Annotated in this window: 5 protein-coding genes; 2 read left to right on the forward strand and 3 right to left on the reverse strand. The window is 71.1% G+C overall.

Annotated features, from left to right (window positions below; genetic code table 11):
* Positions 1-10: 10 nt before the first annotated feature.
* Genes VIL76_RS00885 through VIL76_RS00895 form a run of 3 tightly spaced genes read right to left on the reverse strand, consistent with a single transcriptional unit; the run spans position 11 to position 2,141 of the window.
* The gene (locus tag VIL76_RS00885) at positions 11-1,309 is read right to left on the reverse strand and encodes a pilus assembly protein TadG-related protein (protein WP_332043093.1); all 1,299 of its coding nucleotides are present in this window, start codon (positions 1,307-1,309) and stop codon (positions 11-13) included.
* The gene (locus VIL76_RS00890; protein ID WP_332043094.1) at positions 1,306-1,692 is read right to left on the reverse strand and encodes a TadE/TadG family type IV pilus assembly protein; all 387 of its coding nucleotides are present in this window, start codon (positions 1,690-1,692) and stop codon (positions 1,306-1,308) included. Before VIL76_RS00890 ends, VIL76_RS00885 begins: the two co-directional genes overlap by 4 nt.
* Positions 1,689-2,141 (reverse strand): TadE/TadG family type IV pilus assembly protein, encoded by a 453-nt coding sequence (locus tag VIL76_RS00895; protein WP_332043095.1) that lies wholly within the window; start codon positions 2,139-2,141, stop codon positions 1,689-1,691. The genes VIL76_RS00890 and VIL76_RS00895 overlap by 4 nt, the downstream gene beginning before the upstream one ends.
* A gap of 611 nt (positions 2,142-2,752) precedes the next feature.
* On the opposite strand from VIL76_RS00895, the gene VIL76_RS00900 reads away from it, so the two are divergent.
* Entirely contained in the window at positions 2,753-12,025 is a 9,273-nt protein-coding gene (locus tag VIL76_RS00900) for an ice nucleation protein (protein ID WP_332043096.1), read from the forward strand.
* Between the two features lie 231 nt (positions 12,026-12,256).
* Positions 12,257-14,338, forward strand: a complete 2,082-nt coding sequence (locus VIL76_RS00905) for an N-acetylglucosamine transferase (RefSeq protein ID WP_332043097.1) — start codon at positions 12,257-12,259, stop codon at positions 14,336-14,338.
* Positions 14,339-14,342: the final 4 nt, after the last annotated feature.

Raw genomic sequence — 14,342 nt, forward strand, 5'->3', positions numbered from 1 at the left:
TTGCCGTAACCTACTCCACCAGCTTCGTCGGGAAGCCGCCAAGAGCGCGCACGCCCACCCCGGCGCACTTGATCTCGAAGGCGGCGTTGCCGCTGAACTGGACCTTGTCGGCGATCAGCTGCGTGCAGCCCGTACCGCTCGAAGTGTTGTTGGTGCCGTTGAACCGCACAGACTGTTTCGGGAAGTAGATCGCGCCCCGGATGGAGCCCGAGGACCCGCCGTTGATGGAGTTTACGCTGGTGCTCGCAGGCGCGGCGCGATCCTGCATGATCGCAATGCCGGCCGTCGGACCGGTGGGCGGGGCGACGATGTTGAGCGAGGCCGTCCCATTGACCTGCGCCTGGGCGTAGGCCGGCCCAGAGCCGCGCGTCAGGACGAAGGTGGTGCCCTGGGTGGCGTTCACGGTCACGCCGCCGTTCACGACGAAGTTCGCGCCCGTGATCACCACTACGCCTGGCGGGAAATTCACCGTCTGGCCGGTGGAGTTCAGCTGCAGGCCGCCACACCAGGTGAGCACCCCGCTCGGGGACGGCGCGATGTTCCAGACGCTCCCACCCGGGTTCCCCGGTCCGTTGCAGGCGCCCGCCGCCGGGATCGGCATGTCGGCGTAGGGGTCCTCGATGGAGGGCTGGCTGGTTTTGACGCCCTGGGTGACGTTCAAGGTCGGATTGCCGGTGATGCTGTAGCCGCCAACCAGGTTCACGCCGAGCGCCGTGAGCTGGGCGCTGCCGGTGATCTGCATCGCCGTGCCATGCGAGGAGTTCGCCTGCAGCTTGCAGTCCACGAGGTTCGGGCGGGTCGAGCCCACGAAGTTCACGGTCTGGATCTCGCTCCGGTTCAGCGCCAGGACGCAGGCGTCGCCGGCGCGGCCGGCCACCGCCACGGCGCGGGCGCGGATGGTGCTGTCGCCCTGGCCGAACAGGCCGGAGAAGAACCGCCGCATCGGCCGCTCGACGATCACCTCGACGGAGGTCGGCGTGCCGGCGACGGGGCCCGTGGTGGCGGGCTGGTTCACGATCACGCGGGCGCCGTCGACGTTGTTCGTGACGCCGTAGGTCTTGGCGACGCTGCGGGCCTGGTTGGTGACGGACGTGGCGCCGCTCATCACGCCCATGGCGGCGCTGAACGCCGCGGAGTCTGCCGCGCTCTGGGCGGCCCGGCGATGGGCGTAGGCGACGCCCAGGTCGGCGCCGAGGCCCACGAAGCCCAGCGACACCAGCATGGTCACGCCCGTGATGACGGCGGTCGCGCCCGATCGATCCGCGGCCAGGCGGACGGCCAGCGATCGTAGGCGCACGAAGATGCTCATGGGCGGCAGGCTCGCGCGGTCAGGGCCGGCGCGCTCGGCGCCAGGGTGTAGACGAGGAAGCCGCTGTCCAGGCGCGCGCTGACCTCGCGGCCGCAGGCGGCGCCCGGGGTGACGGTGAAGGCGCTGGTCGGCACGTTGAGCGCGGCGACCTTTTGCGCCGCGAAGGTCTGGATCTGCAGGCTGCTGCCGCAGAGGTCGGTGCGCACGGCCGCGCAGCGGCTGGCTTCCTGCACCGCGAAGGTCAGCGCCGCCTGGGTCCAGGCCATGCGGCCGGTCTCCATGACCCCCAGCAGCAGCGCGATCAGCGCCGGCAGCAGCATGGCGGTCTCGACGGCGGTCGCGCCCGAGCGGTCGCCCCACAGGGAGGGGAGGGGCTGCCTCATGGGATGCGCACCTGGGCGTCGGCGGTGATCCTGGACGGCAGCGGGATGGCCGGCCACGGCGCCAAGGGCGTGAACGTCGTCTGAGCCCGCACCGTGACGAAGCGGCCGGGCAGGTCGCCTTCGGGACAGCGCGCGCCGCTGGGCGCCACGATGGCGCCGCTCACCGCGCAGCCTTGCGAGAGCACGGCGGGCAGGGCGGTCACCGAGCCCTTGGCGGCATTGCGGACCACCCCGGCGATCCCCGCGGCGTTCCAGCCGGCCACCTTGGCGTAGTCCGCGCCGGCTTGGGCGGCGGCGTTCACCTCGATGGTCCGCGCGATGTAGCGGCCGGCGTCCACGGTCCCGGCGGCCACCATGCACAGCACGGGCGCGACGAGTGCGAACTCGACGGCCGAAGCTCCGGCCTTGTCCCGCGCGAGGCGGCGAAGATCTGTACGCAGACGAACCAAGTAAACCTGCAACGAACGCTAAGACATCATCGCAGCCGCACGCCAGACGGCGAGCAGGCTCCGTCGTTCACGCTAGCGCGCGGACTGCGGCGCCTGGGGCCTGCAAGTTGTCGCATCAACCAGACACGAGACGGCGCTGGCCATTACGGTCGAGCTTCCGAAGGCGGCTTGCGAACTCCTGCTGCGAGCTTGGCTGTAAGGGGCCAAGTCCAAGCCAGCACTGGGCTTGTAGCTTGGCCATAGCGACGGCGGCGGCGGCCGCCGCAGGACCTCTCCTGAACGTCAAACTGAGCTGTGCGGCATGACGCCACAGCTTTGCCGTTCCCCTTGATCCGGGGGCGATCCGCGGCCTCGGCGGCAACGTCCGGGGCCGGAGTAAGGGCTCTGCTCCCTGTACGCCGTAACCCCTGCAATCCGTTGGCCAAGTCGGCCGCCTGCGTCGTTCGGCCCCACGAGCCCCAGGTCCAGCTTTGCCCCCAACGACTCAGTGTAACGAGTTGGTAAGGGGACTCTTGGTGTGCGTACCCAGGGGGAAAAGTAATGCGCCCCCTCCTTGTCTTGATTCTTCTGACCTCGACCGACTGAAGCGCCGTATTTGAACAGGGTGGATAATGGGCATCTCTAACCTCACGACGCAGCAGATCGGTGCGCTGTCCGTCACCTCCATCCAGAACCTCACAACGACCGACATCCGGTCGTTGAGCGCTACCCAGCTTGGGGCGATCAACACCACCGGGATCGCGGTCCTCGATGCGACCCAGGTCGGGGCCATCACCGCCACGCAGATCCGGGGGCTGACGGCCGCCCAGATCCCCTACCTGCAGACATCGGTGGTCTTCGACACCACCCAGCTGGTGATGCTGGGCGGAACGCAGCTCAACGCCTTCACGCTCACCCAGCTCGGCGCGCTGGACACCACCCACATCGGCGCGCTTACCGCCACCCAGCTCTCGGCGCTGTCCACCACCAACATCTCGGTCCTCGACGCCACCCAGATCGGCGCGCTCTCCACGTCCCAGGTCCGCGGCCTCACCGCCGGCCAGCTCGCCGCGCTGAGCGTCACGGACATGGCGGAGTTCAGCCAGACGCAGATCGGCGCCTTCTCGGCGACGCAGCTCGGCTCGCTCTCCAACACCAACTTGGCGGCCCTCGACACCACCCAGGTGGGCGGCCTGACCGCCACCCAGATCAGCGGCCTGGCGACCGGCAAGCTCTCGGCGCTGGACGCGACGCAGATCGGCGCCCTGACCACCACCCAGACGGCCGGCCTGACGGTGACGCAGCTGCGCACCATGTCGACCACCGACTTCGGCGAGCTGAACTCGACGCAGATCACGGCGCTGACTCGCACGCAGCTGGGCGCGTTGAGCACCCAGAACCTGTCGAGTCTCGACGCGACGGAAGTCGCGGGGCTGACGACCACGCAGCTCGGCGGCCTCACCAGCACCCAACTGGCCGGGCTCTCCACCACCGACGTGGCGGAGTTCGCCGACACGCAGATCGGCGGCCTGACCTCGACCCAGGTGGGTTCGCTCGGCAAGACCAACTTCTCGGCGCTGGACGCCACCCAGGTCGCGGCGCTCACCGGCACCCAGCTGCGCGGCCTGAACGCCACCCAGATCGGCGGCCTCTCGACGACCGACATCGGCGAACTGGCCGACACCCAGGTGGCTGCGCTTACGGCGAGCCAGGTGGCGTCCCTCAGCACCACCAACCTGCGTGCGCTGGACGCCACGCAGGTGGCGGCGCTGACCGCGACCCAGATCCGCGGCCTCACCACCGCCCAGCTGAGCGGGCTCACCACGACCGGCATCGGCCAGCTCACCACCACCCAGGTGGCGGCGCTCGCTTCGACGCAGTTGGCGGCGCTCAACGCTACGAATCTGTCCGCCTTGGACGCCACCCAGGTGGGCGCGCTCACCGGCACCCAGATGAAGGGCCTCACCGGGGCCCAGCTGCTCGGGCTTTCGACCGCCGACATCGCCGAATTCTCCGAGACCCAGGTGGCCGCGCTCACCGGCAGCCAGGTGGCCGCCATGGGCTCGACCAACCTGTCGGCCTTCGACGCCACCCAGATGGCCGCGCTGACCACGACCCAGCTGCGCAGCCTCACGCTCGGCCAGCTCGGCGGCCTGACCACCACCGATATGGGCGAGCTGTCCGCCACCCAGCTGGGCGCGCTGACCGCCGCGCAGGTCGGCGGCCTGTCGCTGACCAACATCCAGGCGCTGTCGACCACCCAGATCGAGGGTCTCACCGCCACCCAGCTCGCCGGGCTCAACAACACCAGCCTGGCGGCGCTCGACGCCACCCAGATGGCCGCGCTGAACACCACCCAGGTGCGCGGCCTCAGCGCGACCCAGCTGCGCTCCCTGTCCACCACCGACTTCGCCGAGCTGACCCAGACCCAGCTCGAGGCGCTGACCTCCACGCAGATCGGCGCGCTGTCCACGACCAACCTGTCGTCGCTCGACGCCACCCAGGTTGCGGGCCTCGCCACCACCCAGCTCAGCGGCCTGACCGCCAGCCAGCTCGGCTCGCTCAGCGCCACGGACATCGGCGAGCTGTCCGAGACCCAGGTCGGCGCGCTCTCCGGCACCCAGCTGGCGGCGCTGACCCCCACGGCGCTTTCCGCGCTCGACGGCACCCAAGTCGCGGCGCTCAGCGCCACCCAGCTGCGCAGCCTCACCGCCACCCAGCTGCGCGGCATCTCCACCACAGACGTGGGCGAGCTCGACGCCACCCAGGTTGCGGCGCTGACGGCGACGCAGATCGGCGCGCTCAACGCCACGAATCTGTCCGCCCTGGACGCCACCCAGGTGGCGGCGCTCACCACCACCCAGGTCCGCGGGCTGACCACCACCCAGCTTCAGGGCCTCTCGACCACGGACGTGGGCGAGCTCTCGGCCACCCAGATCGGGGCGCTGGCCAGCACCCAGCTGGGCGCGCTCACCAACACCAACATCGGCGCGCTCTCGACCACCCAGGTGGGCGGCCTGACCGCCACCCAGGTCGGCAGCCTCTCGGCCACCGCCTTCTCCACCCTCGACGCGACCCAGGTGGGCGCGCTGTCGGAGACACAGGTCCGGGGCCTGACCGCCACCCAGCTGCGCGGCCTCTCCACCACCGACTTCGGCGAGCTCTCGACCACCCAGGTCAACGCCCTGACGAGCACGCAGCTGGCGGCGCTGTCGGCGACCAACATCTCCTCGATGGACGCGACGGCCGTCGCCGGCCTGTCGACCACCCAGCTGCGCGGCCTGACTGCGACCCAGCTCGGCGCGCTCAGCACCACCGACATCGGCGAGTTCGACGCCACCCAGATCGGCGCGCTTGCCGGCACCCAGCTGGCCGCGCTCTCCGCCACCGCCGTCTCGGCGCTCGACGCCACCCAGGTGGCCGCGCTCTCGACCACCCAGCTGCGCAGCCTCACGGCGACCCAGCTGCGCGGCCTGTCGACGACCGACGTCGGGGAACTGGCCGACACCCAGGTGGCGGGCCTCACCGCCACGCAGGTGGGCAGCCTCACCGCCACCGGGCTTTCCGCGCTGGACGCCACCCAGATGGCGGCGCTCACCGCGACCCAGGTCCGCGGGCTGACCAGCACCCAGCTGCAGGGCCTGTCGACCACCGACGTCGGCGAGCTCTCGGCCACCCAGATCGGGGCACTCGCCACCACCCAGCTGACGGCGCTGTCGACCACAAACCTGCAGGCGCTCAGCACCACCCAGCTCGCCGGCCTGACCGGCACGCAGCTGGCGGCGCTCTCCAACACCGCGGTCGGCACGCTCGACGCGACGCAGATCGGCTCGCTCAGCGAGACCCAGGTCCGCGGCCTGACCGCCGGACAGCTCTCCAGCCTCAACGCCACCAATTTCGGCGAGCTGACCACCACCCAGCTCAATGCGCTCACCGCGACCCAGCTGGCGGCGCTGTCGGCGACCAACATCTCCTCGATGGACGCCACCGCGGTCTCCGGGCTTTCCACCACCCAGCTGCGCGGCCTCACCTCCACCCAGCTGCGCGGCCTGTCGACTACCGACATCGGCGAGTTCGACGAGACCCAGATCGGCGCGCTCACCGCGACGCAGATCGGCTCCCTGAGCGAGACGGCGGTCTCCGCCCTGGATGCGACGCAGGTCGCGGCGCTCTCGGCGACCCAGCTGCGCGCGCTCACCGCCACCCAGCTGCGCGGCCTCTCCACCACGGACATCGGTGAGCTGGACGCCACCCAGGTGGCGGCGCTGGCCGCCACGCAGGTCGGCTCGCTCACCGCCACCAACGTCTCGGCGCTCGACGCCACCCAGATGGCCGCTCTCACCGCCACCCAGGTCCGCGGCCTGACCACAACCCAGCTCGGCGGGCTGTCGACCACCGACATCGGCGAACTGTCGGAGACGCAGATCGGCGCGCTGGCCACGACCCAGCTGCAGGCGCTCTCCGCCACCAACCTGCAGGCGCTCTCCACGACCCAGATCGGCGGCCTGACCTCGACCCAGCTCGGCGCGCTCACCGCGACCAACTTCGGCGCGCTGGACGCCACCCAGGTCGGCGCGCTCTCCGAGACCCAGGTCCGCGGCCTGACCGCCGGCCAGCTCTCCAGCCTGAACGCCACCAACTTCGGCGAGCTGACCACCACCCAGCTGAACGCGCTCACCTCCACCCAGCTGGCCGCGCTCTCCGCCACCAACGTGTCGTCGATGAACGCCACCGCCGTGGCAGGGCTCTCCACCACCCAGCTGCAGGGCCTCACCGCCACGCAGCTGCGCGGCCTCTCCACCACCGACATCGGCGAGCTCGCCCACACCCAGGTGGCGGCGCTGACCGCCAGCCAGGTGGCCTCGCTGACCGAGACGGCGCTGTCGGCGCTCGATGCGACCCAGGCCGCGGCGCTGACGACCACCCAGCTGCGGGCGCTGACCGCCACCCAGCTGCGCGGCCTGTCGACGACCGACATCGGCGAGCTCTCCGAGACCCAGGTCTCGGCGCTCGCGGCGACCCAGATCGGCTCGCTGACCGCCACCAACTTCTCGGCGCTCGATGCGACGCAGGTCGGCTCGCTGACCGCCACCCAGGTGCGCGGCCTCACGACGACCCAGATCACGGGGCTGTCGACCACCGACGTGGGTGAGCTGTCGGCGACGCAGCTGGGCGTGCTGAACGCCACCCAGCTCGGGGCGCTGACCACCACTAACCTGGCGACGCTCTCGACCACCCAGATGGCGGGGCTGACGGCCACCCAGCTGGGCGGCCTGGCCAGCGCCAAGCTGTCGACCTTCGACGCCACACAGATCGGCGCGCTGGAGACCACCCAGGTCCGCGGCCTCACCGCCACGCAGCTCGGCGCGCTGTCGACCACCGACTTTGCCGAACTGACCACCACCCAGCTCAATGCGCTCACCGGCGCCCAGCTGGGGGCGCTGTCGGCCACCAACATCTCTTCGATGGACGCCACGGCGGTGTCCGGCTTCTCGACGACCCAGCTGAACGCGCTCACCGCGACCCAGCTGCGCGGCCTGTCCACCACCGACGTGGGCGAGCTCTCCGAGACCCAGGTCGGCGCGCTCTCCGGCACCCAGCTGGCGGCGCTGACCGTGACGGCGCTGTCCGCGCTGGACGCGACCCAGGTCGCCTCGCTCTCCACGACCCAGCTGCGGGCGCTGACCGCCACCCAGCTGCGCGGCCTCTCCACCACCGACATCGGTGAACTGGCCAACACCCAGGTGGCCGGGCTGACCGCCACCCAGGTGGGTTCGCTGACCGCCACCGGCGTGTCAGCGCTGGACGCCACCCAGGTGGCGGCGCTGACCACGACTCAGCTGCGCGGCCTCACCGCCACGCAGCTGCAGGGGCTGTCGACCACCGACATCGGGGAGCTCTCCGAGACCCAGGTCGGCGGGCTGGCCACGACCCAGCTGCAGGCGCTCTCGGCGACGAACCTGCAGGCGCTCTCCACCACCCAGATCGGCGGCCTCAGCGCCACCCAGCTGGGCGCGCTGACGGCGACCAACTTCGGCGCCCTGGACGCCACCCAGGTGGGGGCCCTGTCCGAGACCCAGGTGCGCGGCCTGACCACCGCCCAGCTGTCGAGCCTGAACGCCACCAACTTCGGCGAGCTGAGCACCACCCAGCTCAATGCGCTCACCGCGACCCAGCTCGCGGCGCTGTCGGCGACGAACATCTCCTCGATGGACGCCACCGCGGTCTCCGGCCTCTCGAACACCCAGCTCTCGGGCCTTACGGCCACCCAGCTTCGCGGGCTCTCGACCACCGACGTGGGCGAGCTGGACGAGACCCAGATCGGCGCGCTCTCCGGCTCGCAGCTGGCCGCGCTCACCGAGACGGCGCTCTCCGCCCTCGACGCCACCCAGGTGGCCTCGCTCTCGGCGACCCAGCTGCGCGGCCTGACCACGACCCAGCTGCGCGGGTTGACCGCCACCGACGTTGGCGAGCTGGCTGACACCCAGGTCGCGGCGCTGACCGCGACCCAGCTCGGCGCGCTCACCGCCACCAACCTCTCGGCGCTGGACGCCACCCAGGTGGCGGCGATCACCACGACGCAGCTGCGCGGGCTGACCACGACCCAGCTCGGCGGCCTGTCCACCACCGACGTTGGCGAGCTGTCGCAGACCCAGCTCGGTTCGCTGGCGACCACCCAGCTGACGGCTCTGTCGACAACTAATCTCTCGGCCCTCAGCACCACCCAGCTGACCGGCCTCACCGCGACCCAGCTGGCGGCGCTCTCCAACACCGCCCTGGGCGCGCTGGACGCGACCCAGATCGGCTCCCTCAGCGAGACCCAGGTCCGCGGCCTGACCACCGGCCAGCTGTCGAGCCTCAACGCGACCAACTTCGGCGAACTGACCACCACCCAGCTGAATGCGCTCACCGCGACCCAGCTGGCGGCGCTGTCGGCGACGAACATCTCGTCGATGGACGCGACCGCGGTCTCCGGCCTCTCGACGACCCAGCTGCGCGGCCTGACCGCCACCCAGCTTCGCGGGCTCAACGCGACCGACATCGGCGAGCTCGACGAGACTCAGGTGGGGGCGCTGACCGCCACCCAACTCGGCGCCCTGACCGAGACCGGCGTTTCGGCGCTGGACGCCACCCAGGCGGCGGCGCTCTCCACGACCCAGCTGCGCGGCCTGACCGCCACCCAGCTGCGCGGCCTCTCCACCACCGACGTCGGTGAGCTGGACGAGACCCAGGTCGCGGGCCTGGCCGCCAGCCAGGTGGGCGCGCTCACCGCCACCGGCTTCTCGGCCCTCGACGCCACCCAGGTCGCGGCGCTCAGCACCACCCAGGTGCGCGGGCTCACCAACACCCAGCTGCAGGGACTCTCGACCACCGACGTGGGCGAGCTCTCCGAAACCCAGCTGGGCGCGCTCACCGCCACCCAGCTCGGGGCCCTGTCGACCACTAACCTGGGCGCCCTCTCCACGACCCAGATCGGCGGCCTCACGGCGACCCAGATCAGCACACTGACGAACACCGCGTTCGCCACACTCGACGCCACCCAGGTGGGGGCGCTCAGCGAAACCCAGGTCCGCGGTTTGACCGCCGGTCAGCTGTCGGCCCTGAACGCCACCAACTTCGACGAGCTGACCACCACCCAGCTGAACGCGCTCACCGCGACCCAGCTGGCCGCGCTCTCGGCGACCAACGTCTCCTCGCTGGACGCCACCGCGGTGGCCGGCCTGTCGACGACCCAGCTCCGCGGGCTCACGGCCACGCAGCTGGCCGGCCTGTCAGCCACCGACGTGGGCGAGCTGGACGCGACCCAGGTGGGCGCGCTCACCGCGACGCAGCTCGGCGCGCTCACGGCCACGGCCGCTTCGGCGCTGGACGGCACCCAGGTGGCGGGGCTGTCGACCACCCAGCTGCGCGGCCTCACCGCCACCCAGCTGCGCGGGCTGTCGACCACCGACGTCGGCGAGTTGGCCGACACCCAGGTGGCGGGTCTCACGGCCACGCAGATCGGGGCCCTGACGGCGACGGCGGTTTCGGCCCTCGACGCCACCCAGGTCGCGGCGCTGACCGCGACCCAGGTCCGCGGCCTGACCACCACCCAGCTCGGCGGCCTGTCGACCACCGACATCGGTGAGCTGTCGGAGACCCAGATCGGGGCTCTGGCCACGACCCAGCTGGCGGCGCTCTCCACCACCAACGTCTCGTCGCTGTCGACGACCCAGATCGGCGGCCTGACGGCCACCCAGCTGGGCTCGCTGTCGGCGACCGCCCTCTCGGCGATGGACGCCACCCAGATCGGCGCGCTCAACGACACCCAGGTGCGCGGCCTGACGGCCACCCAGCTGCGGGGCCTGTCGACCACCGACTTCGGCGAGATCACCACCACCCAGGTCGGGGCCCTGACCTCGAGCCAGATCGCGGCGCTCTCGGCCACCAACGTCTCTGGCCTCGACGCCACCGAGATGGGCGGCCTGACGACCACCCAGCTGTCGGGCCTGACGGCCACCCAGCTGCGCGGCCTCTCCACCACCGACGTGGGCGAGCTCGACGCCACCCAGATCGGCGCGCTCACCGGCACTCAGCTGGCGGCGCTCACCGAGACGGCGACCTCGGCGCTCGACGCCACCCAGGTGGCGGCGCTCTCCGCGACCCAGCTGCGCAGCCTGACGGCCACCCAGCTGCGGGGGCTCTCGACCACCGACGTCGGCGAACTCGACGCGACGCAAGCCGCCGCGCTCACCGCCACCCAGGTGGCGGCGCTCTCGGCGACCAACGTCTCGGCTCTGGACGCCACCCAGGTGGCGGCGCTCAGCACCACCCAGGTGCGCGGCCTGACCACCACCCAGCTCGGCGGTCTGTCGACCACCGACGTGGGCGAGCTCTCGGAGACCCAGATCGGGGCCTTGGCGACCAGCCAGCTGGCCGCTCTGTCGACGACCAACGTCTCGGCGCTTTCGACCACCCAGATCGGCGGCCTCACCGCCACCCAGCTGGGCAGCCTCTCGACCGCCAGTCTCTCGGCGCTCGACGCCACCCGGGTGGGCGCGCTCTCCGAGACCCAGGTGCGCGGCCTGACGGTGACCCAGCTCAGGAGCCTCTCGACCACCGACTTCGGCGAGATGACGACGACCCAGCTGAACGCGCTCACCGCCACCCAGCTGGCGGCGCTCACGGCGACGAACATCTCCTCGATGGACGCCACCGCAGTCGCCGGGTTCTCGTCGACCCAGATCTCCGGGCTGACGGCCACCCAGCTGCGCGGCCTGTCGACCACGGACATCGGCGAGCTGGCGGACACCCAGATCGGCGCGCTGACGGGCACACAGCTCGGCAACCTGACCGCGACGGCGGCCGCGGCCCTCGACGCCACCCAGGTGGCGATCCTGAACGCCTCCCAGATCCGGGGCCTCACCACCACCCAGCTGGCGGCGTTCTCCACTACCGACATCGGCGAGCTCTCGGCGACGCAGGTGGGGGCGCTCACCACCGCGCAGCTGTCCAACCTCTCGACCACCAACCTGCTGGCGCTCGACGCCACCCAGGTGGGCGGCCTGACCGGGACCCAGGTGCGCGGGCTGACGACCACCCAGATCGGCAGCCTCGACAGCACCAACTTCGGGGAGCTCAACGTCACTCAGATCGGGGCGCTGTTCTCCAGCCAGGTCGGTTCGCTGAGCACCACGGTCATCTCGGCGCTGACGACCACCCAGGTCCAGGCGCTGGAGGCGACCCAGATCGGCGGCCTGAAGGGGACGCAGATCGCGCAGATCCTGTCGCCGACCCAGATCACCGAGTTCCTGACCACGACCATGATGTCGGCGATGAGCACGACCCAGATGAACGCCTTCACCTCCACCCAGGTGCAGGCCATGTCGGACGCCCAGGTCGACATCTACCTGGCCGGCCTCTAAGGGCCGCCGCCAGACCTGACGGACGCGCCGGGCGGGACCCACCCCGCCCGGCGCTCTGTCGCTTGTGCACAGGATTATCGCCGCCGGGTGCGGCCTGATGGCGCGAAGCGGCCTTGCGCGATGGGCGGGCCCTGGGCTGCGTGCAATCCTTTCTTCAGCCGAATCGGTCCGCGCCCCAGAGACCACTGGGGGCGGCGCGGGCGGCTCTGACCACAGGCGCTGAAGAACCCGATGTCTGACGAACCCTTCCTCGTGGCCGTCCAGAAGGTCACCGCCGGCGGCGTCTCGCTGGCCGAGGTGATCAACTGGGCTAACGAGCTCGCCCAGCGCGGCCAGGCGGGCCTCGCCCAGCAGCTCTACAAGATCTGGATCAACTTCAACCGCGAGCACCCGCAGCTATTCGTCGCCCACTTCAACATGTCGGTCGTGGCGACCGCCGCCGGCGACATCGGCGCGGCCATGGAGGCGCTCAAATCCGCGCTTGCGGTCAACGGCGACTTCCTGCCGGCCTACATCAACCTCGGCGGCCTGCTCGAGAAGGCCGGCACACCCGACCAGGCGATCGAGCTCTGGAAGACCGCCATCACCAAGCTGCAGCCGATCACCGGCCCGTCCGTGGGCTGGAAGATCGCCACCCTCAAGCAGATCGGCCGCCTGCTCGGCGAGCACCAGAAGCTCGACACGGCGGAGACCGCGCTGCAGGAGTGCCTGACGCTCAACGGCAATCAGCGCGACGTCATCGAGCAGCTGATCGCCATGCGGCTCGGCCAGTGCAAGTGGCCGGTGGTCGTGCCGTTCGAGGGCGTCGACCGCAAGGCCCAGGTCTCGGCCATCCACCCGCTGTCCATGGCCGCCTACACCGACGACCCGCTGCTGCAGCTGGCGTCCTCCTGGCGCTACACCGGCCAGCTGGTGGACGAGGAGCAGGACCTCGGCAGGTCCGATCGCCGGCATGCGCCGGCGCCGGCCAACCGGCGCCTGCGCATCGGCTACGTCTCCTCCGACCTGCGCGACCACGCCATTGGCTACCTGATGGCCGAGCTGTTCGAGGTGCACGACAGGTCCAAGGTGGAGGTATTCGCCTACTACTGCGGCCGCCCGTCGAGCGGGGAGGGGCTGCAGCAGCGGATCAAGGCGGCGGTCGAGCACTGGGTCGACATCCGTGAGATGACCGACGACGAGGCCGCCGCGAGGATCGCCGCCGACGGCGTCGACATCCTGGTGGACGTCAACGGCCACACCCGCGACGCCCGCACCGCGGTCTTCGCCCGCCGGCCGGCTCCGATCCAGGTGAACTGGCTGGGCTTCCCCTCGACCATGGGCAGCCCCTACCACCACTACATCATCGCCGACGACTGGATCGTGCCCGAGGGCTCGGAGATCTACTACTCGGAGAAGGTCCTGCGGCTGCCCTGCTACCAGTCCAACGACCGCAGGCGGGTGGTGGCGCCGGAGCGGCCGACGCGGGCCCAGTTCGGGCTCCCCGACGATGCCGTGGTCTTCTGCTGCTTCAACGGCGTGCAGAAGATCAACACCTTCACCTTCGGCCGTTGGATGGAGGTCCTCAAGCGCACGCCGGGCAGCGTGCTGTGGCTGCTCGAAGCGTCGCCCGAGGCCAACGAGCGCCTGCGTGCGGAAGCCGAGCGTCACGGCGTGGACCGCGCCCGCCTGCACTTCGCGCCGAAGCTCGCCAACCCGTGGCACTTGGCGCGCTATCCGCTGGCCGACCTGTTCCTCGACACCGCGCCTTACGGCGCCCACACGACCTGTTCCGACGCCCTGTGGATGGGCGTGCCGATCGTCACCCTGTCCGGCAAGAGCTTCGCCAGCCGCGTCTGCGGCAGCCTCGTCCGCGCCGCGGGGCTGCCCGAGCTGGTGGTCGAGAGCCCGGAGGCCTTCGTCGACCTCGCCGTGCGCCTGGGCAACGACCCCGCCGCCATCGCCGACATGAAGGCGCGGCTGGAGGCGGGGAGGGCGACCTGCACCCTCTTCGACATGGACCTGCTGGTCGATCGGCTGGAGGGACTCTACGCCGAGATGGCGGACGACTACCGCGCCGGCCGGCTCCCGAAGCCTGACCTCGCCAACATGGAAGCCTACCTCGCCGTCGGCGTCGCGCAGGACCATGAGGGCCGCGAGATGCTGGCGCACCCGGACTACCTCGCTCTCTACCGCAACGCGCTCGCGCGCAAGCACCGCGTCCGGCCGTTGGCGGCGGACACGCGCCTGTGGACGCAAGCCCATATCTCCGCCACCGAAGCGCCGCCCGCCGAAGACGACGAACAGCCCCTCCGCCGCGCCGCGAGCGCCTAAGGAC

Source organism: Phenylobacterium sp., assembly GCF_036563285.1.
In the GTDB taxonomy this organism is placed as follows: Bacteria; Pseudomonadota; Alphaproteobacteria; order Caulobacterales; family Caulobacteraceae; genus Phenylobacterium.